Consider the following 26687-nt stretch of genomic DNA (forward strand, 5'->3'; position numbering starts at 1 on the left):
GAATACGCACTAAGAATGCGGCAAAAGTCGTTTCAAGTCTATTGCCACCCGAACCGGTGGTTGACGAAACACTTTTGCACACTGAGCTGCGGTTGCCTTCCACCCTGTGGTGCTTGCAAACCTATTCTCTACGTCCTTAAGTAAATTATCGGTCAGGTAAAATCCATCCTCTACAGGGGGTTCAAAATCTTCCCAGGCTAAATTATCAAGGTTTACCTCACTATTATCACCTGAATCATGGGTATCCAATCCAAAGCGAAGATCGGAGCGTTCTTCTTCTAACATTATATAAAAGTCTTTAGCGTCGTTTGACGATACTGGAAAACCAATCATTGTAATATCTGGTGGCAGAGATCCTTCAAAGATCGGGTACCTGTACGATTCTTTTTTCGTCAAGGCAGGTTGGATAGAATTATCAGCAGCATTTTCCTTACCTACTAGGTGAATGTTGAGGTTTGGATATTTTCGAATTAGATCACCCCTTATTACGAGTATAACCTGACTGTCCGAAGACGTTTGCATTCCATTCCCCCCCAGGTTATTTCCCCATTTATGAATGGGCTTGATATCCTGGTCTTCTTCCCGGGTGAGCAACCATTCTTCCAGGGCTTCCTCATACACTCTGGCCCGCTCAGGATCGCTCTGCTCTTCAAAGGCTTTTTTCGCACTATCAATGGCCTCTTCAGCACTCGCAAACTGATCGCCACTTTTCTGAATCACCCAATTTTTAAATTCCTCCGTTTCTTCTTTGGAGACAGAATATATTGACGTATCCCAGAATTTTCGGAAAAAGGTACCCTTACTATCGGCAGGGAATTCTCGCCAGCGAAGTTCCCTTGCCAGTTCGTGATTTGCTCCCACCATAAAAGCTTCAATGAATTTTTGATTGCTGGCTAGCAGCATTACAGTATTCTGGGGTACCACTTCTAAGCCGGGAACCATATACTCAGGATGATTATCTCTTAGATACTCATACAAAGGAGTAAAGAACCGTGGATGGTAGTCGGGAGGAGTTTGAGATCGGAAGTAGTTTGCGAACCGATCATATGCAAGTTTCGGGTCAATAGCCGCTTTTGTATTTATTATTGTATCATTATAAGTCTGATTTTCGAATGCAGATGTTTCATCTTGCATGATACTTCCGGATAATTGCATTATTCTTGAGGTCTGACTGCGCAAAGCACGATGCTCCACACCCATAAACGTATTGGGCTGGGAGGCTTCGATCTGTTGGCTAAACCATGCCGTAGATTGATAATGTGTTGTCAATGGTCCGTGCAGGAAGGAATTCGGAATGTTCAGTCTTACGATTTCAGTATTAAGTGATTCGACATTAGCCCCCCCCGATGGCAGGGGACTATTAACCAAAAGGCTAGTAGACGGGATACTATGTTCTTCTGTAAAGGGTTGCTGAAATTCCGTGAAATCCGTCCAGTCGGCCGTTTCCTCAATGGAACGAACCGGAGTGCTTATACTTTTTTTATTATACACTCTTTTAATGCTCGGATCCGTCAGTATCTTTGGTATACCCACAGCCGATAAGACATCAAATACCGTCATGTACACTTTTTCACCATCGGCTTCAACTTCCGACCCTCTTACATTCCGGTGTACGGGAGTCGTAATGTGTGTAAATTCTTTTGGACCCAGGGATTTGAGTCGCTCGAATACCTTGTCTGAAGCTGCGGTAGCGAGTTTGAGGTTTTCTAATTCCTGCTTCCTTTTTCGGTACTCACCTAGTTGATTCCAGGCATCTTCCATTAATTGCTCTTGATTCTCCTGAACGTATCGCGCGCCGAGGCTAGCTGCGGCGCGATACTTAGGATCTAAATTCAACTGAGCTAACCAACTCCTTGAACGATCCAAATTCCTTTTTTCTTCGTAATATTCACCATATACCGGGGGAACAAGTCTACGTTCTGTGTTCGCAGTATTGCCTGTTCTTACATTTGATGAAAACAACAGCTCTTTAAGGGCTTCAGATATATCCTTGTTCTTGCGCTGATGGCTAAAATTCGCGGAAGCCAGCGCACCTTCCATATTCATGGTTATTTTAGCTGCCAGTACCTCGTTATCCTTCCCCCTCACGCCGTAACCCATGTTACCGAGGCTAACCTTCATGCTGCCAAGCCCCGCAAACGTACGCGGTTCCAGCAAGCGCAGGAGGTATTCAAAGTCTCCTCTTGCACCTGACCGGAAATCCCATTTATAGTAATAGGGAATAATTACATCGCTAGTGGCACCCTTAATATCCCAAGCCAATTCATTGGTAACATTTTGACTTTGGCCGAGCGCGGCCTGTAGCCCGACCTTGTAGGTAGGTACCACCATGGCCGTATACTTGGTTTTCTCAGCCAGTCGCCTTGCGCACAACAGCCGGCTGACCGTGTCTTCCGGTCGCTGATGAACTACTTCCCGAAGGTCCTTAACATTATTAATATTCCTTTCAACATTAACCTGCGCGTGCGCCCACCGCCAACTTTCCTTCAAATCTGGCAAGGTTGATAAGTCTTTTACTTTGATACGTGCCGGCAAAGAGGGATCGTAATCATTAACTTCCTCGTATTCGCCTTCCCCGCGGCTACCGTCCGGGGCTTTAAGCACAATCAAAGTGATCCAGGGAATCCAATTTCTGGTGAGGCTTGTTGCTGTAGTAAGGCTATAGCGCCAGGGAAAGTCCGCTTCCGAGAATTCAATGAACGGTATGTAATTCGGTTCAAAATTACTGAGGTTGGGCTGTGGGCCTATTCGATTTATAGCTTTTACCGTATCGAAACCCATGACGTCTCCCGGACCGTATATGTATCCATCTTTTTTGACTGCCGAGGAGATATTTAATCCCTGACCAGACACTTTTACCTCTAATTCTAACTTAACCTCCTGGCGTCGTGCGTTGGATGGAGTACTCGAGCCGACTAACGCAGCCAAGCCAGTTCTGACATGGGATAAAAAATATTGTTGGCTCATAGCAGCGAAGATTTTAGCATATCGAGGTTAATGACTTTGCCCAACAGCCCTTCACTTCGGGAAGCGACTTTTAGGTACGTTCTGGCATGCGCATACTCCCTAAACCTCGTGGCTTCCAGCCCACTTAGTTCATCAATCACTATATAGTCTTGAATTTCTTCGAGTAGCACCGGGGTAGTAGATCTGTACTTCGGTCCGAGAGTATGGACTAGTCCTCGGCTACCCAGATTCTTTTTTCTTCTCCTGAAACCACGTAACAACTGGTCAGTAGCTTTGTAATTATCTTCCAAATCAGGGAACTGGGAAAGGGGGGAAGGATAATCCCTGGTTAAGTCTTCATTGATGATTATGGTTTCATACGCACTGAGCGAATCTTGCGCGTAGTCTTCGGATACTTGTACTGCATCATGCCCATCAGTTTCAAACCTAACTCCCGCGGTATACCGGACGAAGTCATCCCCGGATAACTTTTCCTCGTCGGTAAGTTCCTCAAACTGACTAAGCGCAAAGTATTCCTCAACTTTACCATAATTAAGCGTACTGCTATCCCCAAGTCTCACTTCCCCAAATTCAAGTTTCGGCAGTGTTTTAAACTTTGCATTACCGTGTTTTTCTAGCGGCCTGTAAAATGGCGCGACGTTTTGTCTGACTTCAAGCATTCCTGCCGGATGAAGAAATAGACCTTCCTCTTGATCATCAATAGGAGTTAACGATTCGACTGAGCTGTACTGCGTAGGGAATTGTACCGTCCAGTTTTGATCCGCTTTCAATTCAGCAACAACCTTACTCAATAATTTTTCAGCGTCAGCGTATATTGGTTCGATTTCAGGTTGTTTACCTCCCCATGTGTAGCTGAATTCCCTCCGGAAATCAAAGGTCATAATTTGTCCTTCAACATATCCGTTGGCCAGCCAAGGCTGTGGTCCTGATAGATTTAAATATAGGTCCAGACCGGCGTATTTTTTGCCTTTTCTGCTAACATCAGCCGTAATATGCGTGGTTGTTTCGAACTGAAAAGGCTCAAATCTGAAGAGGGCGTCAAACGACAGGTGCCCGTCGATTTCAATTTTCTTTATTTTTACTAATAGGTCTGCAGTAATCCCGATTTGAAAAGTATTGGATGTGACCGCTTGGTAGAGATCGCAAACCAGCTGGAGGTTTTTACCCTTTTTGAATACCGCATTAAGACGCGAGAGGACGGGAAAACCAGCTGGTTGCTCATAATTAGGATGAAAACCACCCACGGAGAGCAAAAATTGGGGATTTGTCCCCCAAGAAAGGAAAAACGCGAAGTCTCCCACCAACAACACGCTGCGGATTCTCGAATCACGCAACACCCCATGAATCAGCACGTACTGCTCGGCAAAATTCAGATCACCGAAAATGTCTACGTTGATCTCGATCAATGCCGCACGTCGGTCGGGGAGAATCATGGATAACCCTCCCAGCAATATCAGACGATTCTTAAACGGAAGCTCGACGAATACACCCAGGTCAACCGTGATCAGTTCATTGATACCCCACCCCAGACGAAGAAAGGGAGCCACCACAAAGTGGTCTTCTTCGGCAGGAAATATCGCTTGTAAGTCGCTGATGATGCGGTCGGCATTCTCAATCGGATCCTCTGGAAACATGATCGACTCAATGGCTCCGGTTTTGAACCGTTCCCGTAAGACGTCAATTTTCATTGTCCGATTAATCCCCACCAATCCACCTACCCCATTCAACGTAAAGCCGAACGAAAGCTGAATTGCCGGACGAAAGATTGCGTTCATGCTCACCAACATGGAAAAGCCGGATTTACCGTTGGGGAGCTGAGTAGTAATCAAGCCAATTGCAGTAATTTCAAGCGCTTGCAGGCCCAATGTGAGTATTCCCGCATAGCGTTTCTCATCGACGGCATAATCCAGATATCCACCACCTTTAATCAGCGTCGCATCCAATTGTAGCCCCGCTCCTTTCGGCCGTCGCATGGTCGGAGGTTTAAGGTCCACAATACCCAGATTACCACCACTTTCAAACGAGAGGATGGAATCAACGCCAATTTCCTCTACTGTGGCGGTTATCGGGCCGACTTTTGCCGCAAAGCTTACGGTGGCAAAGCCTGCCATTTGATCCTCGGATATATCAAGGCCGAAAGATCCTTCCTCTAAGTATACCGGGCCAATTTTTCGGTGTATAGGGATGGTGGCTTCCAGGTCTCCGCTAGCTTCTAAGGAGAAACCGTGTTTAACGGAGAAAATAGGGGTGATCTCTACTTCAGTTTCTAATCCTTCTTCCGGGAGTAATTTATTGAGAAATCCGTCATCCTCCGCTGAATTGGCAAATTTTGTATTAATCTGGGTTTTAATATAGAAATCGACGCCTTCTGCGTCTTTTACTTCAAGCCCAATTCGGACCTCATTTACAACTATACTCCAATTAATCGGACCCGATCGTAGCATCATAGAATTACCTCCCAAAGGAATGCCATCAGTTGGCACATATAAAAATCGGAGTTCTGTATTGTAAAAGTCCTTTTTTGTATTTTCTGATTCCTCAATAAATTTTACAAACTCAAATCTTTCAAATCCAGCTAATAATAGGAAATTTGGTCTCTTGTCAAGAGATGAATCGACATTTACGAGCCAATTTTTATTGAATTCAAAGCTTTTAGCGTGATCCAAACCTATCAAAGGTGATACGATATACGAAAATCCTCTGTCTATTAAGCAGGGAAAGAATTCTAAAGCGACATATGGTTTGAAACTACCTGATGGATTCAAAAACAATACCGCAGAATTTTTCATGGCTTCAACTGGCTCCACATTATCACTAATATTTACGTAATTAGTTATATTTTTACTGGGTATTTTATGGTCTACTCTTGCAAGATATGTTGATAAAAACCTTCTAACCTGATTATCAAACAGTTTGAAAATTTCCCCATGACTGTCCTCATACTCTTGCTTCAAATAACTTACAGGATCAGATACAAAATGATTTAATTTTTCAAAATTTACTTCGTAGTCAAGTGGATGTGTGTCTAATATTTTCAGAAACGACAAAATTTGAAATATCTTTGGAGACTTAACTCTCAAAAAATTACACATTGCAAAACTCAGAAGTTCCTCGTTGAGATCGGTTGAGGTGTTTGACTGAGATTGGATACGCGAGATTAGTTTTTTAGTTTCCTGAATGGACTTAAATGAGTCTAAATCGCTAACGGTCAACGTGCAATCTCGTTGTTTTTTCATCTGGTCCAATACGAACTCAGTTACCTCATCTGCTTCGGCAAAAGCGTTGAGGAATATCGCAGTTGATTTAATTACCGCAATTAAGTCGTCGACGTTGTTTGTAGAACTCATAGTTGATTATTGTAGATACCATAATCCCCCGCTGGCACTTATATCTAAACCTATCGTACCTATGTCAACGCTCAATACTTCAATATCGATTGCCCCCTGACAGAGTGATGTGAAGGATACGTATGCAACTGATGCTCCTATAACTGCACCGCCTGCCACACCCCCTATAGTACCCGGTGTAAGATGGAAGTGCTTGTAATCGTAACAATGATGCACCCCCTTCTCTATAGTTTCAAATTTTGTTATTTCGAAAATTGGTACTGAGGCAACGCCGCCAAATCCAAACAAATGTATAAGTTTTTTACCCTCTTTTAAAGGTTTGCTGCTTAATGAAACTCCTAAACCAAACGCTATGAAAATGATGGTTCTGAACTTATCAGGTTGAATCTGTTTGCCAATTTGCGCAAAAACAACTCCACCCCCTATAATAGCATGCCCTTTTATGTCCGCTATAAGTGATATCTGCCATTGATAAGTCGATGGCTCGGGACATATCGCTGGCAGAGAAATACTGTCTGGTTCCACCTCAATAACGGGAGGTATATATTCACGTATACAATATTTTATGGTTACGCTTCGATTAACATCTATCTCTAGGCCGGCCGCCTCTTCTATGGGTTTGTTCGATCCATAATATTCTAGATTCCAAATTGGTGGAAAACCACCTGTAAGTAGATGTTGAGCCACTTGATTTGCTCTGTATTCTGACAGCGTCAAGTTGTTTGGCTCAGTACCAGTTTGACTAGCACGGCCCTCAATTTGAAGTATACTGATTTGGATATCAAAATTTCTTAACCTGATTAAATGATCAAGGGCTGCTTCGTGTTGACTTTCAAGTGTGTAGTTATCTACCGCAAAACCAGCCAACAGGAGGTTGACTTCCTTTGTATACATATCTATTTCCATATAGTGTTCCTCTGCACTCGCCAGAGTATCAATAAGAACTTCGCGTACTAATTCTTCGCTATCCAATGGCATTCCTGTCTTATTTACTATTTATGGGAAATATGGTCAAATCTTAATTCACTCTTATCCAAAATTTTGCTAACCATTACCTGTCTTCCGACCCACACATACGTCCGCCCATCAATCCATCGCACCCGTTGCTTCGTCAATTGCACCGCAACTCCGGTACGCGGTAACGCCTCTTCCCGCACCACTTGCAGATCTTCCCTGGCAAGAGAAGTAAGCGGTGATATAATGGTATCCATCGTGCTAATATCTTTAAGCACACTACCCCTCTCCAGCGCGATCTGAACCTCCGGTGATCCATTGACTTCTTGGATCGGTGTAGGGAAATAGGGGATCCAGTTGGTAGGAATGCTTGTGGCGAGTCGGAACTGAGGCAGGTCCGTCGGGTTTTCATGTACCGATTTAAATGGTCCGTTCAGTTCCAGGTGAAGGTCGAATCCATCGACTGATTTTCCAAGATCGTTTCTTACCACTTTTTCAATACCCCAGGCCATGTTCGCGCCCTCATCGCGTACAAACCTTACTTCCTCAATTGGAGGGGATTCTTTGCGGAAACTGGTTGCCGGAGCGAGATAGAGACAATGTTGCGATGGATTGTAGGCCGTTGGGTTATTGTCGCTTTCTCTGATTTTGAATACGTCCCACACTTCGTTGGAATTTCGATTCAGTACCGTACCGGTGTTTCCGTCGTTGCGAATAATAGTAGTCACGCCAAAATAATCCATCACCTCTAGCTTTTCGATCCAGCAAAGACTACCTATTTCCAATTCCAATGGAACAGTAAACCAATCGCCACCGCAAACCAGGGCCAGGTCAAGTAGCAGTAAGCGCAACATATCGGGACCGTCGACGTGCATGCGGTGCAGATTAATTTGTCCGTCTTCAAACTCAAACAGCCGTTGCTTGGGCATGCCCGGAAAGGACGTAAGTACTGGCGTTAGTACGGAACCTGTTGTCGCATTTATATGGGTGACAATATTTCCTGAAGTTTTTATACGGTCAAATGAATACCAATCGAGGTGGCCGCTTCGGTAGTCCGGTGCATGCAGTGACACGTCTGCGTTATTATTCTCCGGGCCAAATTGCAAATCAAACTGATGGACCAACTTTTTAGCATTCCAGAATTGGGTTGCCTCATCCGGGGTGAAAAACAGATTATTATGCCACCGCAGTAGCGCCCCGATCAACGGATTGAGAGATGTCAAGGAAGGGCTTTCGAAAATTTCCGCTACAGGATCAATACTATTCAAAAGAGAGTTCCCGTCGGTTACCCTGTCCTTCATCAGTTTGAAGTAGCGTGCCGACTTCTCGTCCATATTCTCCTTACTCTGCAAGGGAAATGCCGTCCGTAATCTTTTAATTTGGTCCTCCGCCTCGCTCGTAGGGAACGTTCGGCGGACCAGCGATTCGAAATACTGACCGATTCGCACTCTGCTGCGTAGATCCGTCGGCGGTAACGGTACCGCTTCCACCATGACTTCCAAAGGGATGTCGCTTGAAAGCTCGATCATCTTGCCGTTCATGCCACTGACGGCTGATCTGATCGCGGTCGGTTTGGCGGTTCGATATACTGGTTTTACCTGTACCGGTGAGCCATTATCCTCAGCGGTGAATTCGCCAAATTGCCACTGCCTGCCCAGCATCCATAGCGGATCTGCGGTACGCATACTGAGGTTATCGACGTTGCTGGCATCGCGCGCATAGCCTTCTATGCGGAATTCCGGAGTAATACCCTCCAATTCTTCCGTTCCGAGGTTCGGATAGAACCGCTTTCGTAAATAGGCTTCAAATGGGTTTGTGAAGTTCATGATCAGATATAGGTCATTGGTAAGACGAAGCCGAGGTCCTCAATAGCTTCGGTGTCAACCATTCGTATCTTCATCAGGTCCATTGCCTCCAGAACGACATCCCGCAGATCGTCTTCCGTCCACTCCGGCTGCTCGTTTCGGATCATCTCATCCGATCGGGTTGCCAACAATAGTGCCTGCGGAGGCTCAGTGTTGGGTGCGTTGTACTGGAAATTTAGCCCGGTGGTACTCTCTTTCTGGGGTATTTTTTCAACTACTTGATCAACGAGTAGGCCATATAAAGATTCATTTTGCCGTACGGTACCCTTGATATCCTGAGGCGCATAGGTGACGATCGATTCACTTCCTACCGGATAATGCTCAACTATTTCAGTGCCGTTCTCGAGATTGTCCATCTCGCTCGCGGAAAGTCCCACCCACGGATGGTCATCGCTCACCGGATACTGTACGACACGAAATTGCCAGTTACGAGGTGTATTATTTAGTTTCGAGGTCGCTCCTTGTGAAAGACAAGCCGAACTGACCATCAAGAAATCTTCGAAAGTCTCCGTCTTAGGTTGTACTTGGGCTACTCCCTGTACCCAGGTTTTGATACGCTGTTCATTGTAGGAATCCGGAGAGATGGATTTACCTACCAGCACACTTTGATCCGCTTTTATACCCCGTATAAAATCAGTTGTCGGACGAAAAGGTGGAATCAGTTGAAAAGACTCGCCAAAGAGAACCTTACTACCTTCTCGCAGTAAAGTGAACTTTTCGTAATAGTTCAATTCAGGATTGTTTGCTTGCTGTAGCTTTTTTACTATTAATTCGACCTTCCGATCGACTTCTTTGCGTACCCGAACAGTTAGGTGTTTGTCTACCGGCCCGAATGCCTTCTTCGCATTCTGTATAGCATACTTAGCAGCTTGAAAAGGTTCATCCCCGGAGTTATGTAGGTCTAGCCTACACTTATCCAACCTTTCGCGCAGCTCTTCGAGATAACCGAAATCGTATTCGATACTTTCCTGTTCCGAAGAGGCAATATCCTCGGCTCTCAGATATTCACTCTGCCCCAGCACATTCAGGATGTACTGACAAACTTCCAGAAATTGGGAGAGCGGTTCGACGGTATCCGGAATATTATCGTCCGTGATCTCAAATAAATGCTTGTGAAAATGGAATTCCGGTCGCTTAACCTGTGCCTGATTTACAATTCTCAATTCGAGTTCGGTTAACTCGTCCTTCATTGGACTACCACTCATGTATAGTATATCCAAATACCCAATCTTTAATTCAGCCAACGTGATTACACAGGATTCCGGAATTGCAATATTTTCCTCCTTTGGTTTAAAGGCAACCGTACAACCAACATTCGCCAAATCACCAATTTGTCGCTTCAGCCAGCCTTCGAGTACCGGTTCTATGTAGGCTTTCGGATTGGTAGCGAGTACGTTGTCGCTCGGTAATATCCCCTCCTGGTGATCAAACAACATTACGAGCTTGTGCTGCAATCCAATGCCGGGTAATCGGGTTTTTATGGACTGAATTTCCGGAGGGGCCATTTTCCCCGTTGCCGCGTTAAGAGCGGCGGAGGCCTGACTCAGGTTACCTTGCATCGTTTGGTAACTTGCTTCAAAGAAGAGCAAATCCATATGAGCATCCAAAGTGTCTTCTAGTTTCTGTAAACTGGAATCGATATCATCAATTTGAAGATTGTCTTCACGTTGAGCAAGGAGAACTTTCCATCCGTCAATAACAAGGACTGTTTCGCGGTCTTCGTTATTTTCTACCGAGTATTTGTTTTTAAGTTCGAATATTTTTGCTTGTTGGTCCCGATCGTGCAAATCCCGTTCAAGCTGATAACCTAATAATTGCCCCAATGACTGCCCTTGGCGAATACCTTCTTGCAATTGGAGTGCTTTCTGAATACGGTCTGATGTTAGATTGAGCTTAAATGGATTGGCCTTACCTTCTTCTGGCTTGTCATACGATTCGTATGCCATCCTGGAAACCGCGGAAGTGATCGACTGAGCCGACGTTGGACAATGAATAATCCCGCCGGTCACGTCGTTCTGATCCTGCAAATCATCTCCTATCGGATTTACCGTATCTTTATCCAGGTTCTCAAGCCATCCATAAGCTCCGAGGTGAATTCCCGTAGCGTCCGTAGCGCGGTCATCCTTAATCTGCTTTACACCGGCGGCGGTCAACCAGGCATCTAACCTGTAGCTGTTTAAGTCGAGCGCTTCTGCTACGCCTTTTTCCTGCTCAATATTAATTTCCTCACTTTCTCCAGCCTGGTGTAGTTCGGAAAACAATTGAAGAAACAGATTGATATACTGACGCCTTGTTTTATCTGCCCAGTCACCAAAATGTCCGTTGTAAACTATATCACCTACCTCTCGTGGGGGACGGCTATCTGGCATATGCACAGTAAAGGGTGGCGACAGGGCGGGAATGACGTATTGCTTCCCTTGGCCGCTTACACGCGCAATATTTCGTCCTGTTTCCTCAATTCTATCGCCAGAAGATACCAGGTATTCAATATTAGATACGCTGTAGCCCGGCTCGAGATCACTGACAGGGGGCAAAAATCTTACTGATCTATTGGTCAAATCAGTGATGAATTTCATTCCCGCGTGAAAACTATGATAAACAAGATTTTGATCATTTAGCAATGAAAGTGTGGGGATAAAGGGCCCTAGTCCAGATCCGGTGCTATTCCCAGTTCCAATTGTAGCGACCGTAGGCGTCCAGGTCCCCGCAAGAAACTCATCCAGCTCGCGTGCTAAATGGTTGAGTGCTGCGGGCAACTTAGGCACAGTCCACGAAATTCTGGATTGAAGATTCGAATCTGATTTATCAGCATAAGAGGAGAGAAAATCGGAATAGGCGACCTGAGTAAGATCGAAAGCAGGATCATGGAGTACTTCCCTCAAAATGGCCATATAATCCGGAATATTGTTGTCGACCTCCGGTAGGTCTATGAGTTGTGATTGTATGGAATTATTATCGAAAACAGCCACAAAAAGATGAAGTGGAATTTTAATTGGCATCTTTTTCTCCAGCCATTCCGAAGGGGTAGTGCTTCCGTTCGGATTTATTTGCGGTAACGTGCGCTCTCTCACTTTAATCTCCGTATATCTCAGAAAGGAGCGGACCTTCACCGAGGTAGAGGAAGGTTGCATGCTTAACATTCTAAGGATTTGGTTACCTACCTCTTCCTTATCGACGCCAGGTGATCGGGGAACATTGTTTTCCGCGAATTTTAGCCACTCCTTCTTAAGTATTGCCAGAATGTAGGCCACCTTGTCCGTAAATGACGCGGAACTGAATTGTTCCTCAGCGACCGGCCGGGCACATTTGAATGGAAGTATTCCATAGGGTTGATTCCCAACTTTGATAGTCGGATAGTAACCTCGAGCTTTTACATAGTTAGAGTAGTAATTCCAAAGTTCGGTATGCGTTTCATTTCCAATAGTATGTGGAACCAGACGCTCTAGGGTAGTTCCGCCGAGCGAAAACCAGCCTAATCGATGAATAAGTGCTGCAACCTTGGATTCGCTGAGATCTTCACCAGGAACGTTTCCAAAAAGAGATGAATTGATGCCAAAAGCTTCAGTAAGCCGTTGGCCAAAATTAAGAGATGGCAATACCATTTGGCTGTCCGACTTTACCGCGTCATAGCTTTGCTGTAGTTCACGTGGTGAGAACAAATCTACATGAACATTGTCGGCAGGATCTAGAATATTACCACTCAAAGTACCACCAAGCACATTTAAAGGATTTTCCTCTTCTTTTTTACGGGAAAAAGCATAGGTGTCTTCCGCATTGAAAAAGTGCTTCGCAGAATGCAAACTATTTGTACTCGTTGTATTGTTTGTCGGGGAACCGTACTCCAATATTCTAAAATCGCGTGTGTACTGATGGGACTCAAAGAGTTCAGCAAGGTCGCTTGCGGACTTTGTGGGAGTCTCATTGCGTACGCCCACAACCACTAGTTTCTTAAATGAATTCGTATCGTTGGGTAGCGGCACTTTGAAACCCATTCCATTTTCTACCGCCTTTTCGAAGTTTTCAATCCAAGATTCATCTCCGTTATCAGAAAAGAACTCTAATCCGTCGTTAGGAATCGATTGCCCCAGAAGTTTACCCGGTTCTCCATCGATATCTTTGTATAAATAAAGGCACAGCCGATCGGGGAGGCAGTTGAATCTGATATTTTTGTCTTCGTTAGGGTCCGTTACGGTGTCGTCCCGGTCATTCATTTTAGCAAGCCAGCCAGCCCTGTAAACTCCAACTGCCCTGACTAATCTATTCCAATCATCGAGTGCTCGGGGAGATTCAAGGAATATTTTTCTGACCGCCCTTTCTTCCTCCGTCAAACTCGGATCGAAGCTATTGGAGAATATGGTATCCGGAAAGGCCCTGACCCACAATTCGTTTGCTACGAATCTCGTCTCTAACCGGAGCGGCATCAGTAATGTCGGGATGTTCGATTGTAGCATAAAAGTGAGAGTAGGTAGTACTTGGGTTTCAAAACAGATCTATGACTAGGAAATAGACTCTACCCTAAATCTTCCACCTGTTTAGACTGATAGTATATGAATATTTGGTGCGAACACCGAGCAATTCTAACTCATGCTTAATGCTATCATATAGCTCGTTGCAGTAATATCTAATCCTTTCGTCAAAATCTCCAAACTCGCTTTGTGCATTTTTTACATCTATTGAAACACCATCAATACATATTGTCCACAAGCATTTGTCTACGTCAGTATCGTTAAAATCATAGTGTAACTCTTGGGCGTATATATTGTGTAGTCTGTGACTTTCAGGACTTCGAACCCCGGGCAGTACTGTGCTGGATAATCCATCTATGAACTGCTCTCTACTGATACTCGGTAAGCGCACAATGTGATATGTCGCCAGTACTGTGTGTGATGTAGGAATAGCTTTCCAAACATTATATTCTGGCATGATAGTGTAATTTTAATTGGTTGTTAATTCTGGACTCCTACTTTCACCTCCAATATCAAGCGTACAATTATGTGTTAGTTGTTAATTCATCCGCCTTGTAATCCTAAGTGATGGCACAAGAGATATTCAATTATGTTCTCTTTATTATTCTACCACGTCACGTACTCACCCCGGGTATCTAAATGAGTAAAATTTACATAATTGGATATCCCACCCGCCAGCTGAAAGTATTCACCTTCAGGCTTGCTATTGGTTCGCACATCGTGAAAAGGAATTACACCATGACTACAGCTTATACCTGTTCTATTCACCTTCACCGGCAGACGAAACTCTTTTCCCGTGTCGGCCCAATCGTTCAAGACATCAGCAGCTTTCTTAGCCGATACGCCACGGACATGAAAATCAGCAGCCGTAAACGCCTGGTGCTGACTCAGCTTCGACGCACTGTTGATTTTCCGGTTGTAATCCTCGCAGCGGTATACTGATGTAAGGATAAGCGGCGCGTTGAAATGCGATCGTAGCTCATCGAGTACTACGATCGTCATCACCATATTATCCCACAATTCCCGTGGAGGTATGCAATTTTCCGCCCTCGATGTCCCGATCAGGAGTTCCGCCGGTTGGAAATGTTTAAGCTTAAGGCCATTGAAATAATCTACAAATGGCTTGCTGTCCGTTAGTGTGGTAGGCATAGTGGTAAATTATCAAGTGGAAGGTTGTGATCTGTATTACTGCTCGTTACTATCATGAGATTGATCGTCAAGGATTCTGCGCATACCTAAAACCGTAAGTCGTTCAACGCCGGGTCTTTCAATGAATTTTTGAATTGCTTCCCGCATGTAAAGCTCGCCAGTACTTTCAATCTGGACCAGCCAACCAAAGAAGCAATGCTTTAAGACTACTTGCTTCGCATTCCGAAGCCCACCAAATACCAGATCGTCTCCCTTTAAGTCATCGCCCTGAATGAGGAGTAAACTGTAGGTAGTCATCGGTACTAGAATTAGCGGGGCCGTTTTATCACAAAAGTAGGGCCAAATTCTGGTTACAAAATTGTAAAAAGTGAATGTTATTTGTTAAATTAGGGCTTATAAGCAGTTTCTTCGGCTCACAATTTTATGTTTTAACACGCATATACTGAGATGAGTCCGTGCCGGCATTTGGACCCCTGACTCAAGTCCTCAATTGTATTCTGGCTTTTATCTTTCCCTACGCGAAATCACCTTCACCATGAGCAATACCCACCTACCCACCTACATTCGCCCATCCGCCCCCCTCTCCAAAATTGTCATCCGCTACGAATGGATCCATATAGACGGCTCCCGCTTCAGTTGTATTAACCTCTTACCGTCTTTCGGAGTCGGCTTAGTATTCCACTTTTGGAGTGTCGGCACCGTCAATGCTCGCAGTAAAATTTTAGATGGGGTAACTGTCCCTCAATGTATCGTGCTATCTCCGCTGAATATGCCAATGCATGGAACCACACTTGGGAGCAGCACGCACCTACGGGTGATCTTTCATCCCGGGATGATGTCATTGCTATTCGATCGTGTACCGATGTATTTCTTTCAGGATCATCTACCAGACGCCAGATCAGAACTGGACCCTGGATTGAAGGATCTCTACGATCAAATGGAGGAAGCCCCCTCCTGCTTTCACATGATCCAACAATTGGACAACTATCTTTTGGAGAAGCTCAAGGGGAAGTGTGTACGCAGGTCCATTCTTCCCGCCATTATGAATACCTACGAAAAACGGCACACCCGGAAGATCAGCGTCCGGGATGTTGCATCCGATCTGGGAATCAGTCAGCAGCACCTTAGTAAACTGACCCGGGTACGGTTAGGATTTTCGGCCAAACGCACTCTGAGCGTAATGCGTTTTAACGACACTTTGACTACGCTCCACAAACTATCCGATTTTTCACTTTCTCAGACTGCTCTAGATTTAGGCTACCACGACCAAGCACATATGACGCACGAATTCAAGCAGTTTTCAGGCTTCAGCCCCGCAAAATACATTAAGAGTCAGAACGAAAGAGCTATATCTGGACAGGTCGAAGATTTCTCTAGTTCCGGCCTATATTTTGATGAAAATAATATATAAAGCATTTGTCACCAAAAGTGAAGCACCATATTGTCAACTGCTTTATTAGAGCCGGACAGTCCGGTCAAAGTAGTCAAGCAGTGATGATTACTATTAGAAAGTCCAATCAATAAAACAGAGTCATTGCAAACTAACTCATTGACTACCAATGGTTGCATTGTGCCAGCCAACTTTACGACCACGCTACTGAGCTATCAAGATATTCGAGACGAGCGCACTTGGAATGCCACGACCGGACGGGCTCAAACCAGATTGTCGCATATAAAAAATCCGTATATTTCAGGCAAAACGCCATGCTGACCCGCGAAGAATTTGCCCCACTTGCCGCTACAAAATATGATGTGATTCAGGCGCTGAAGCAGCAGCTCACGCTGCTGGACTACGGACAGGCATTCGTGGAACTGTGGACCGAACTCGGGCACCAGGTAGCCGAGGCCAACCTGGACCCCACGAGCAAAGACCGGCGAAAAAAACAAATCCATACCACCCCATCGTGGAGGGCTTTCAGCTCCAGTTCAGGGATAAGTACCTCAGCACTTACCGAGAGCTCTGGGATGCACTGGCGGCGCCCGATTCAATTCAGCGCAACTACGGTACTACGTCCATCGGCAACCGCACGATTCAGGCGGGCGAGTCATTTTCCTTTTTGCGCTTCAACGATAACTACACCCTAGCGCAGTTACTCTATGACCGGATTAACAACGGTGAATCGCCTACCTTCTACGTTTGCTACCGCTCGGTGTTTAAGGACTACTACCGCCTGGAGGCTACCTACGACTCTAACTCCTTCGACGTGGCTGAGCCGGCGGAAAATTGCACACTGACGGGTGATGCTTTTGATAGTCGGAGTTACTGAGGCTACCGGCTTAGGAGGTGACTTTCGGGCCGCGCGAGTTACCTGGCACCCGCGGCCCCGCCCTAATCTGTACCCAGCAGCGCAAGGATTTCGGGGGCTTAAGGGCCAAGCGCTACACATTTGATTGTTTTGTCGAGTACGATTGACCCCACCAAGTAGCAAGCGACGACCCGGTAATATTCATCACCGGACCAAATACCGCCGGAGCTAATCCGACGGTCGCGAGCTTCCCCATCGTCAGGGCTAGTCCGGAAGCCAGGCCACCATTTTGCAGGCCAACTTCCAGGGCAACGGTCCGGCAATCCTGTTCGGGAAGGCGAAGCGCTCTGGCGGCACCGTAACCGAAGCAGTAGCCACTCAGGTTGTGTAGGAGTACCGCTAGGATAAGTAGGGGACCGATACTGAGCAGGTCGTCCCGCCCCGCTGCGGTAATGACGACGATGATGATCGCTATGCCGGCCATCGATACGAGGGGCATGGCGCGGTCCAGCCAGCCGACTTTACCGTGGAGGAAGTGATTGAACAAGAGGCCCGTTAGGACGGGCAGAATAACCAATTTGGTAATGTCCCAGAGCATCGACCAAAAGTCAATGGGTACGTATTGCTGCGCTAGCTCCCGCATTAATAGGGGCGTCATCAGGGGGGCAACCAGGGTGGCCACGATCGTCAGGCTGACGGAAAGCGCCAGATTGGCCTTGGCTAGATAGGCCATCACGTTTGAAGCCAGGCCGCTCGGGCAGCAGCCTACCAGGATTATCCCGGCAGCAATCTCGGGCGGGAAGGCAAAGAGTTTAGTCAGTCCGAACCCAACGAAGGGCATGATGCAAAACTGGCAGGCCACCCCGATCACTACTGCCCTAGGCATACTGATCACGCCCCTGAAGTCCTTCCAGCTCAGTGCCGTGCCCATTCCGAACATGATGATCATAAGCAGGGGCAGAATCAAGCGGGAGGTGCGGAAGGTGCCGACCTGAGTAAACGTCTCGGGGTAGAACAGGGCCGCCGTCACGGCTGCGAAGATGATCACGGTGTAGGTGAAGCCCCGCACTAGCTCATAGCCCCGGATGCCATAGGCCAACAGCAAAAATCCGAGAATTAGCAGCGGACCTACCCCACTCATACCGCCCCACTGCCAGAGTATGACGGCCGCTAGAAAACAGGCGGCGGCGACCAATAGACCGATTCGATAGCGGGTCATCAGCTCCACAACCGGTCCCAGGAGCGTATGTCGTTCCACCCGGGCGTGGGACTGAAGTAGGCGGAATCTTCTTCATCGAGGTGCTGTTTGACCACCTCCTCATTGAGTTCGACGCCCAGGCCGGGAGCTTCGGGCACGATCGCAAATCCATTTTCAATCAGCGGCTGCTCGGTGTCGACTAGATCTTCCCAGTAGTCCAGGTCCACGGAGTGGTGTTCCAGGGCGACGAAGTTCTGGGTCGCAGCGGCGCAGTGTACGTTGGCCATGAAGGACACGGGCGTACCGGCAAAGTGCATGGCCATGGCGATGCCGCGTTCCTCGGCGTAGTCACCAATCCGCTTGGTTTCGAGTAGTCCACCTGAGCTCGCCAGATCGGGGTGGATAATGTCGACGGCATGGTGGTCGATCAATTTGATAAACTCCTCCTTGAGGTAGATATCCTCACCCGTGGTGGTAGGGGTGGTGATTGCGGCGGTGATCTCGCGCCACTGGTTGGTGAACTTCCAGGGGAGCAGATCTTCCAACCACGCCAGCCGGTAGGGTTCAACGGCCTTCCCCAGCCGAATGGCGTTGTTGAGATCAAAATGGCCGTAGTGATCGGAAGCCAGCGGTACGGAATACCCGACGGCCTCGCGTACCGAGGCAATGTACTCGGCCAGCAGGTCTAACCCCTTATCCGTGATCTGGATCTGGGTGAAGGGGTGTTCGGTGGCGCCGTAGCTGAGCGGGGCGCTGTCCCACTGACGGTCTACATCCCAGAAGTTATCGTTCACGAGGGCCCCCTCTACACCCTTCAGCGATTCGATCCCGAAGTCCATCTTAAGGAAGGTGTACCCCTTCTCCTCTACGCGCTCCTTCATGCGGCGGCCGAACTCCGCGGGGCTGTCCGCCCGTGGGGTGTCGGCGTACAGGCGTACCCGGTCGCGGTACTTTCCACCCAGTAGTTGGTAAGCGGGTACCCCGTAGGCCTTACCGGCGAGATCCCACAGGGCCATTTCCACCGCACATACGCCCCCGGCCTGCCGGCCGTGGTGGCCAAACTGCTTGATGCGCTTGAAGATCATTTCCACATTGCAGGGGTTGAGGCCCAGCAGCCGGCTCTTGAGAAATAAGGCGTAGCGCCAGTTGGCCCCATCGCGCACCTCTCCGAGGCCGTGGATATCCTGATTCGTATCGATACGAATGATTGGGCAGCGGCCGCCCCCGTTCATCACCACCGCGTAGCGCATATCGGTAATCTTTAGGTCCGAGGGCGACGAGGCGCGCCGCACACGCTGCGTTGCGTATTCCAGGGTAGGAGCGATGGGAGCGGTGATCAAACCGGCCAGGCTCAGACCACCTAAGCTTGCTTGCTTAATGAAATCCCGCCGCTTAGACGGGGGGGAGGCTGTTGGTTCCCGCAGTCCCAGCCGCTGTAAGAAGTCTAGTGAAGGAGTCGGCATATGCTATGGTTTGTCGATAAGTTTTGCTTAGCCTACCAGTTGCGCTCTGCGAGGTAGGCATCCAGTTCGGTACGGCTCATGGGCAGGCGATCGGGGTTAGCCTCGATCCAGGTCATAAAGTCGGTTTTGATGTCGGCGGTCCACTCCCGGTCGATCTCCCCGGGTGTATACTTACCTTCCCTGAGGCGCTGGTGCCCGAAGGCGTCACGGAGTGCCACGAACTCGGCGGTGACCACCACGCGTTCCAGTAGATGGGGTGGTATAACAATGATGCCTAACCGCTTAGCCAGGATCACATCCCCCGGCAAAACGGTAGCACGTCCCAAACGGATCGGTGCGTTGATGGAAGCAAGCTGCATCTCCTGGATGTAGGAAGGATCGTACCCCTTGATCCAGGCATTAAAGCCCTCGATCTTTTCGAGACCCTCTACATCGCGGACCGACCCGTTGAAGATGACGCCGTTCTGAGACTTTGCGTAAATGGAATTACCCAGATTATCGCCGATGAGGGTACCGTCGATGACTTTACCGTAACCGTCGGCCACGTATATGTCCCCCGGGGATAGGATGTCGATGGGCCAGGAGTTGGTCCCCCCGATGCGACCGTCGGCTTCTCCCTGCGCTTTAATCATCTCGTTCCACGCGGGTCGCAGCGGCATATACTGGGCGGTGACCGCGCGGCCGACCATTACCTGCTCGGGGTGCAGCACCATCCAATCACCCTCGTACTGGTTGTGGTACCCCTCGTTGCGCAGTACCCCCCAGGCCTCCTCCAGCGATACGTTCGCGAGTCGTGCCAATAAAGCATCGGGTGTTTTGGGGCGGCCGTCGGCGAAGCGCTCTCCGGTCCACTGACTCGTCAAGGCTTGAATCTCCTTCGCATTAGGGGTGATTTGCTGACCCGTAATGGGTAGCACCCAGATAATCAGGCAGATAAAATAGAAGCTTCGGTTCATGCTGGTATTCTCCTATAGATTGATGATGGTGAGTCCCCCTCGTTACGTACTAATCGACATCCCACCACACCCGTGTATCCAGGTTATCCGGTCCCTGCCGACTGATCGCTGCGTTGACGTTGTCGGAATTGACGGAGATCTCGGCGTTGGGATAGGTTAGGCGACGGATGAAGTCACCGCTGATGTCTTGTCCGGGGAAGGGGTTGGGGGTTAGCTCGGGATAACCGCTGCGCCGGAAATTGGCGAAGGCTTCGGCACCGTTCAAAAAGGAGGCGATCCAGTATTCGGTGTTGATCTGCTCCAGTGCGTTGTCCTCCTCGTAGGAGTTGGCCGCCAGGTAAGCAGCGATAGCGTCCTCGGCAATTGCTGAGCCGGGGTCGAAGTCTGCCATCTGTTCCATATGAGCGCGGACGCCATTGGTGAAATAATCGGCGGCCGAGCCATCGACCCAACCCCTCGCCGCAGCCTCGGCGAGCAACAGCTGCGTCTGGGCGTAGGTCACTAGAAAGGTCGGAGCCTGTAGCTTAGCCACGCGGGTACGGTCGGCCTGGCTAAAGGCATAAAAACTCGCGAGGCCCAGTTCCGTCGCTACCGCCCTGACGGTGTTGTTATCGTAGCCCAGCGGCATACCGACCTGTTGTTCGGGATCGCTGGTGGCGCGGTCGGCGGTTTGTTCCGGGCCGGAGGCGGCTCCGACGTAGCGTACGGCGATGGCCCCCAACCGGGGGTCGTTGGTAGATTGTAAGTGATCCACGAAAGGTGCGGCCAGGAAGAAGTTATTAGCCTCCGAACCGTTGAGGATATTGCCGATTGTGTTGGTATAATTGGCGTCGTGCCGAATCACGGCGTTATCGGCGTTCGACTGCATTACCCCACCCTGTAGGGCCATCCCGGCAAGTTGTTCGGCTCTGGCGGGATCGACCTTGGACAGGCGCATGCCCGCGCGTAGAAGCAACGAATACCCCAGGCGGCGCCACTTGTCGATGTCTCCCCCGTACAGCACGTCGCCCACCTCGGTAGGTGCACCGGCCGCCAGCGCCGCGGAGGCCTCCTGTAGCTCGTCGATCAGGTCAGTGTAGATATCCTCCTGCGCATCATAGCTGGGGCGTACGATTTGATCGGATACTCCCCTACCGGCCTCGAAGTAAGGGATGTCCCCGTAGGTATCGGTCAGCGTCATGAAGGCATAGGCCTGCCAGATGCGCGCCATCTGTTGGAGATTGTTACGCTCGGGATCGTCGGTAGTCTGCACTATAACATCGCTGGTGTTCCGGATGACATTGCGGTAATACCTCTCCCAGAGGCCCGCCGTCACGTTGCGGTTATCTTGATTGTAGTTCGCACCGGTAATTACTCCGGAATTAGGGGAGATCAGCTGCTGTACGATACCGATGTCATAGATGAGTGTACCGCCGACGGCGGTAGTATTTACCAGGGCGTCGTTCAGTATGTAGACGGGGTCAATGGAGGTCGGCTGGATGCGGTTGACGTTCAGCTCACTGAGCTCCTCCTCACACGCTGAGCTTAGCAGCAGCAGGAAAAAAGAGAGGTACAGGGTAACTTTTATCACGGCGGCGGGAGGTTAAAGTTTCACGTTGAGGTTGAACCCCAGACCACGGGTGGTTGGTAGGCCGGTTGATTCTAGGCCAAGGAGGTTGTCCGATGCGTAGCCAAAACTATCCGGGTCGATGTTTGGGACCCATTTTTTCAGGAGTAGCACGTTGTTGGCGATTAGGTCCAGCCGTATGCCCCGTACGGGAAATTTGTCCGGTAGAAATCGAGTGAGATCGTAGCTGGCCGTCACCTGCCGGAGCTTCCAGAATCCTGCATTATAGACGATCGGCTCGATGAGGGCCTGCGTACGGACAACCTCCCAGTAGGCCTGGGACGGGGCGGCCGCTTTGTTCCGTTCGCCCGCCACGTCGACACCCTCGCCCACGACACCGGTCTCCCGCCCCGGCAGGGTCATCGTGTGCAAGCCGTGGCGGACGGCATTGAAGTTCGTACCGGAGATGATGCGGTTGCCCAGCTTAAAATCGATGAGGAAGGATAGGCTGAAGTCACCGATCTGGAATTGGTTGTTTATGCCCCCGAACCAGCGGGGCAGGGCCGAACCGAAGGAGATCAACTCGTCGGTCCGCAGCGGGATTCCGTTGGCGTTGAACACCTGCCGCCCCTGCTCGTCACGACGGAAACCAAAGCCGTATAACTGGGCGATCTCCTCTCCCACGACCTGCCGCAGCTCACCATTGAAGGCATGCGATCCTACCGTAATACTCTCTCCGGCTTCGTCGGAAAGTAGGCTGAGCACCTCGGTGCGGTTGTACGAGGCATTAAGCGTGGCCGTCCATGCAAAGCGTTCGCTTTCAATGGGGGTAAATTGTAGCAGCCCTTCTACACCCCGGCTCACACTCTCGCCACTATTGATGAGCGTATTGACATAGCCCGAGGCGTCCGAGATCTGCGCGGAGACGATCTGATCGCTGGTCAGTTTACGGTATCCCGCCAGATCGAGCGTGAAGCGATTGTTGAATAGGCGTACCTCCAGGCCGATCTCCCCCTCTCCCGTACGCATGGGTCGTAAGTTGGGATTGGGCAAGGTGTTCCCCAAAGCGCTTCCAACGGGCTGCAGCGCCCCGTTCGGGTTGGCGAACAGGTTAGCGTTGATGCCGTAGAACAGCACATCTGAATAGGGACCTACGTCCGTGTCACTGCCCACCTCGGCGTAGGCGGCGCGTAGTTTGCCGAAGGATAACCAGTCGGGCAGACCGTCGAAAGCATCGGAGAAGACGAAACTGGCCGAAACGGACGGGTAGAGAATGCTCCGGTTTTCGGCAGAAAGCGTCGAGAACCAATCGTTGCGCAGCGTAGCGTTGAGGTACAGTACCCGGTTGATTGACAGGTCCAGCGAACCGTAGAGCGAATTAACGCCCCGCTCGGATAGGCCATAGATAGGGTCTTTAACCCGGCCGTTCTGTATGGTATACAGGTCGCGTACCACAAAATCGGTCACTTGCACACTGTTCACATCCGAACGGCGGTACATGTGGTTACCGCCTACCGTGGCGTCCACACCGATGGTTCCGAATTCCCGGGTAGCCGATACCAAAAAATCGGCGTTGATTTCGCGAAAGCGGCGGGCTTCCTGGGTGTACACGCCATTCACGAACCCCGCCGGAGCCGGAGGGCGAGACGCCTGGCCGGTAGGGAAGTTGTTGTAGTCCTGATCGCGCGACCAGTAATCCTGTCCGATACGACCCTGCACGAAGACACCGGGCAGTAGGTCATAGCGGGCCGAGAGGTTACCGAAGATGCGGTCGCGCCGGATAGTATTGAATTGCTCCGAGAGCGTGAAGTAGGGGTTGGTGCGGTTGCGGAACCGGGAATAGACGAACTCATTGCCCTCAGCGTTGAAGCGATTGGCCTCGAGTACGTCCAGCGGTAGGGAGTTGGCTAGATTATAGAGCGCAACGGGAATGGTATTGTCCTGGTTAGCTACGTTTGGCGGGTTCTCGTTGAACTCGTTGGAATAGTTGATATTGCCGCTGATGGTCAGCCTGTCGCTTAAATCATAGCTCAGGCCCAGGTTGACGGTGCGGCGGGTGTACTCATTGTTGGGTACGATACCATTACTATTTAACTGGGCCAGCGATAGGTTGAAGCCGCCCTTTTCGCTGCCGGAAGCCAGCGTAATGGTGTTGGTAATGTTTTGACCGTTACGGAAGAACGTCCGCACGCGATCACGCACCGGCTCGTAGGGTAGTACGATCCCGTCAAAGAGCACCTGGGTCATACCCGGCTCGAAGCGTTCGCCGAAGGACCACTGACCCGAGGTGGGGTTGGCCTCGGTGGGGCGCACCCCATTTTCCCCCTGTCCGTATTCATATTGATAGTCGGTAAAGTCCAGCGGCGTCTCGTTGGTATAATTGACGTTGTACGTTACCCCCAGGCCTTCGCTATCGCCTCCTGATTTGGTGACGATCATGATGACCCCGTCCTTAGCCCGCGATCCGTACAGGGCGGCGGCGGCGGCCCCCTTCAACACCGTCATACTTTCGATGTCGTCCGGATTGATACTCGAAAGGCCATCACCACCATCGGAGGTAACCCCCCCTCCTCGGGTGCCCAGCGCACTGTCGGAGCCCTGATTGCCCAAGCTGCTACCAAAATTCGTGTTGTCAACGGGTATGCCGTTGACCACGATGAGCGGACTGTTCTGTCCAGAGATAGAGGACTGCCCCCGAATACGGATCTTCGAAGTGCCGGCTGGGCCCGTTCCTAAGCCTGAAATATTGACCCCGGCTACCTTGCCCTGTAGGGCGTTCATAAAATTAGGCGACCGGTTAATGGCTATCTCCTCCGCCGCGACGGTGGACGTAGCATAACCCAGTTTCTTCTGCTCCTTGCGGATGCCCAGAGCCGTCACGACCACCTCACCGAGCTGCTCGGCACTTGCCCCGAGTGCGACATCGATTACGCCGCGACCGTTGATACTAATTTCTTGACTCCCGTAACCAACGTAGGAAAACACCAGGCTGTTAACCTCATCCGGCACGGTCAGCGAGAAGCGGCCATCCAGATCGGTTACCGTCCCCGAACCGGTACCGGGAACCTGCACGCTCACCCCCGGTAACGGGGCACCATCGGTAGCATCGGTAACCAAACCGGTGACGGTCTGCTCATCCAAAACTTCGGTAACGCCGTAGCTGCTTCCCCCGACTAACCCTAGGGCCGGTAGCGGAATGGCAACTAGTAGCAAAACGATTACACCCAGCAGGTGCAGATACCTGTTGATCACTACCATTCGGATAAGTATTGTTGGTTCTGTATGGTTACAACCTAATCGTAACGTAATGAGACAAACATCCTACGGCAGATAGGTCACTTCAAAGAATTTTAATTAAGCCTTACGGGTAAAACCAAAGATATACATTTATAACTCCCACGCAAGAAAATAGAAAATTTTTTTCTGACTAGCGTCTGTTGCCGTGCGGGAAGCTGTACCGACGCAGGCCGAAGCTATGCGACACGGAACGCTCCTGCGCATTAGGAAGTGATACCGAGTAACGAACGGCGACCCCACTGCACTAAGGGGAAACAAACCTTGCCATGAAAACGCTACTGTACCCTCTGATCGCCGGTACCCTGCTGGGCTGCCAGACCCTATCGCTGTCCACGCTGAGCGATGCTAGCAAGCAACTAGACTTGAGTGAAGTGCGGGAGCACCTCCGCGCCGACGTCATCACCACCAGTTTTGCCGATGCGGACCCCGCGGCCGGACTGGCGGCGTGCTTCGGTACCGACCAGGTGTACCTGCCCCTGGGCGTGATGCCGCGCAGTGCCGCGGGTGGGTACCTGCTCACTCCGGGCTTTTACGAGATGACCGTGCGCAGCTACTGCATCCGGAGCTGCCGGCGCGACTGCAACTGGTATCGGCCCGCTTGCTAAGTCCGGCGTTACTGCTGGAGCTGAACGGCGGGGCCCTCGGGCTGATCCCCCCGCGGGCGTTTAACCGGGCGGTTGGATCCCTGCCCGCCCCGGTGCAGGCCATCGTACGGCAACGCGAATACCTATCTCCACGCCAAGGTGATCTCGGGTATGCAGCGCGAGGCGGGTAGTGATCAGACCGAGATCGTGGTTCACGACCCCGCCTTCTCGACCGCCGATCCGGAAGATGCGCTGATGGCCGTAGGCAAGAGTGAGCTGAAGTACTTCTTGAACGATGAGCTGAAGGTGGAGTATGTGCTGTATAAGTAAGAGGTAGGTGGTGCGGCCGGGTAATGAGCGCATCCTGTGCGAAACCGCCGGGCGGAACGGATACGAAGGAAAACGCCGCATCCACGAAAACTGCCACATCACCGCACCCGCGTCCCCGCCAGAAATTTGTACGTAGAGGCAGAACAGGGCGTGGGCGCCGGAACCACGTCGCGGTACTTCGCCGTCATCGGGTCTACGTAGTTGTGGTCGATCTCGGTGAATACGATGCCGGACTGCAGGGCCTTCTGCTTTGAAGCGCAGGCGGTACAGGAAGGTGTTCGATCGGCCCACCACGGGAATCTCCAGGTTCTGGTTATGA

The 26687-nt window shown here is 49.9% G+C and carries 16 protein-coding genes; 4 read left to right on the plus strand and 12 right to left on the minus strand.

Going from position 1 to position 26687, the window contains the following annotated elements; all coding sequences use genetic code 11:
- Window positions 1-9 precede the first annotated feature (9 nt).
- The 7 genes from ACOOHD_RS07085 to ACOOHD_RS07115 all read right to left on the minus strand — a co-directional run bounded on the left by ACOOHD_RS07085 (window position 10) and on the right by ACOOHD_RS07115 (window position 15045).
- A complete protein-coding gene (locus ACOOHD_RS07085; protein WP_420460869.1) occupies window positions 10-2967 on the minus strand; it encodes a hypothetical protein in 2958 nt (985 codons plus the stop codon).
- The gene (locus ACOOHD_RS07090; RefSeq protein WP_420460870.1) at window positions 2964-6314 is read right to left on the minus strand and encodes a DUF6603 domain-containing protein; all 3351 of its coding nucleotides are present in this window, start codon (window positions 6312-6314) and stop codon (window positions 2964-2966) included. Before ACOOHD_RS07090 ends, ACOOHD_RS07085 begins: the two co-directional genes overlap by 4 nt.
- 6 nt (window positions 6315-6320) lie before the next feature.
- Complete coding sequence (locus ACOOHD_RS07095; protein ID WP_420460871.1) at window positions 6321-7292, minus strand: OmpA family protein; 972 nt, start codon at window positions 7290-7292, stop codon at window positions 6321-6323.
- Between the two features lie 14 nt (window positions 7293-7306).
- Entirely contained in the window at window positions 7307-9094 is a 1788-nt protein-coding gene (locus tag ACOOHD_RS07100) for a hypothetical protein (RefSeq protein ID WP_420460872.1), read from the minus strand.
- Between the two features lie 2 nt (window positions 9095-9096).
- Entirely contained in the window at window positions 9097-13461 is a 4365-nt protein-coding gene (locus ACOOHD_RS07105; RefSeq protein ID WP_420460873.1) for a hypothetical protein, read from the minus strand.
- Window positions 13462-14205: 744 nt separating this feature from the next.
- Window positions 14206-14748: a D-Ala-D-Ala carboxypeptidase family metallohydrolase gene (locus ACOOHD_RS07110; protein ID WP_420460874.1), complete on the minus strand. Its 543-nt coding sequence runs from the start codon at window positions 14746-14748 to the stop codon at window positions 14206-14208.
- Between the two features lie 36 nt (window positions 14749-14784).
- Window positions 14785-15045, minus strand: a complete 261-nt coding sequence (locus ACOOHD_RS07115; RefSeq protein WP_420460875.1) for a hypothetical protein — start codon at window positions 15043-15045, stop codon at window positions 14785-14787.
- A 238-nt stretch (window positions 15046-15283) separates the two neighbouring features.
- On the opposite strand from ACOOHD_RS07115, the gene ACOOHD_RS07120 reads away from it, so the two are divergent.
- Window positions 15284-16159: a helix-turn-helix domain-containing protein gene (locus tag ACOOHD_RS07120; RefSeq protein WP_420460876.1), complete on the plus strand. Its 876-nt coding sequence runs from the start codon at window positions 15284-15286 to the stop codon at window positions 16157-16159.
- Between the two features lie 493 nt (window positions 16160-16652).
- Window positions 16653-17015: a hypothetical protein gene (locus ACOOHD_RS07125; RefSeq protein WP_420460877.1), complete on the plus strand. Its 363-nt coding sequence runs from the start codon at window positions 16653-16655 to the stop codon at window positions 17013-17015.
- A 112-nt stretch (window positions 17016-17127) separates the two neighbouring features.
- Here ACOOHD_RS07125 and ACOOHD_RS07130 read toward each other — a convergent pair whose 3' ends face one another.
- Genes ACOOHD_RS07130 through ACOOHD_RS07150 form a run of 5 tightly spaced genes read right to left on the minus strand, consistent with a single transcriptional unit; the run spans window position 17128 to window position 25415 of the window.
- Entirely contained in the window at window positions 17128-18213 is a 1086-nt protein-coding gene (locus ACOOHD_RS07130) for a bile acid:sodium symporter family protein (protein WP_420461410.1), read from the minus strand.
- Window positions 18213-19655, minus strand: coding sequence for a mandelate racemase/muconate lactonizing enzyme family protein (locus ACOOHD_RS07135; RefSeq protein ID WP_420460878.1), 1443 nt, complete (start codon window positions 19653-19655; stop codon window positions 18213-18215). Before ACOOHD_RS07135 ends, ACOOHD_RS07130 begins: the two co-directional genes overlap by 1 nt.
- 32 nt (window positions 19656-19687) lie before the next feature.
- A complete protein-coding gene (locus ACOOHD_RS07140) occupies window positions 19688-20611 on the minus strand; it encodes an RraA family protein (RefSeq protein ID WP_420460879.1) in 924 nt (307 codons plus the stop codon).
- A 49-nt stretch (window positions 20612-20660) separates the two neighbouring features.
- Entirely contained in the window at window positions 20661-22181 is a 1521-nt protein-coding gene (locus tag ACOOHD_RS07145) for a SusD/RagB family nutrient-binding outer membrane lipoprotein (RefSeq protein ID WP_420460880.1), read from the minus strand.
- Between the two features lie 12 nt (window positions 22182-22193).
- A complete protein-coding gene (locus ACOOHD_RS07150) occupies window positions 22194-25415 on the minus strand; it encodes a SusC/RagA family TonB-linked outer membrane protein (protein ID WP_420460881.1) in 3222 nt (1073 codons plus the stop codon).
- 305 nt (window positions 25416-25720) lie between these two features.
- Here ACOOHD_RS07150 and ACOOHD_RS07155 point away from each other — a divergent pair, with 305 nt between their 5' ends.
- Together ACOOHD_RS07155 and ACOOHD_RS07160 are read left to right on the plus strand one after the other, a co-directional pair.
- Complete coding sequence (locus tag ACOOHD_RS07155; RefSeq protein ID WP_420460882.1) at window positions 25721-26059, plus strand: hypothetical protein; 339 nt, start codon at window positions 25721-25723, stop codon at window positions 26057-26059.
- 138 nt (window positions 26060-26197) lie between these two features.
- Complete coding sequence (locus ACOOHD_RS07160) at window positions 26198-26368, plus strand: hypothetical protein (RefSeq protein WP_420460883.1); 171 nt, start codon at window positions 26198-26200, stop codon at window positions 26366-26368.
- Window positions 26369-26687 lie beyond the last annotated feature (319 nt).

Source organism: Neolewinella sp. (assembly GCF_965214665.1).
GTDB lineage: Bacteria > Bacteroidota > Bacteroidia > Chitinophagales > Saprospiraceae > Neolewinella.

Coding starts and splice junctions, on each gene's coding strand:
- ACOOHD_RS07150 (WP_420460881.1), bottom strand. CDS start 25,415: ATGGTAGTGATCAACAGGTATCTGCACCTGCTGGGTGTAATCGTTTTG.
- ACOOHD_RS07110 (WP_420460874.1), bottom strand. CDS start 14,748: ATGCCTACCACACTAACGGACAGCAAGCCATTTGTAGATTATTTCAAT.
- ACOOHD_RS07095 (WP_420460871.1), bottom strand. CDS start 7,292: ATGCCATTGGATAGCGAAGAATTAGTACGCGAAGTTCTTATTGATACT.
- ACOOHD_RS07090 (WP_420460870.1), bottom strand. CDS start 6,314: ATGAGTTCTACAAACAACGTCGACGACTTAATTGCGGTAATTAAATCA.
- ACOOHD_RS07085 (WP_420460869.1), bottom strand. CDS start 2,967: ATGAGCCAACAATATTTTTTATCCCATGTCAGAACTGGCTTGGCTGCG.
- ACOOHD_RS07115 (WP_420460875.1), bottom strand. CDS start 15,045: ATGACTACCTACAGTTTACTCCTCATTCAGGGCGATGACTTAAAGGGA.
- ACOOHD_RS07120 (WP_420460876.1), top strand. CDS start 15,284: ATGAGCAATACCCACCTACCCACCTACATTCGCCCATCCGCCCCCCTC.
- ACOOHD_RS07100 (WP_420460872.1), bottom strand. CDS start 9,094: ATGAACTTCACAAACCCATTTGAAGCCTATTTACGAAAGCGGTTCTAT.
- ACOOHD_RS07135 (WP_420460878.1), bottom strand. CDS start 19,655: ATGCCGACTCCTTCACTAGACTTCTTACAGCGGCTGGGACTGCGGGAA.
- ACOOHD_RS07140 (WP_420460879.1), bottom strand. CDS start 20,611: ATGAACCGAAGCTTCTATTTTATCTGCCTGATTATCTGGGTGCTACCC.
- ACOOHD_RS07155 (WP_420460882.1), top strand. CDS start 25,721: ATGAAAACGCTACTGTACCCTCTGATCGCCGGTACCCTGCTGGGCTGC.
- ACOOHD_RS07130 (WP_420461410.1), bottom strand. CDS start 18,213: ATGACCCGCTATCGAATCGGTCTATTGGTCGCCGCCGCCTGTTTTCTA.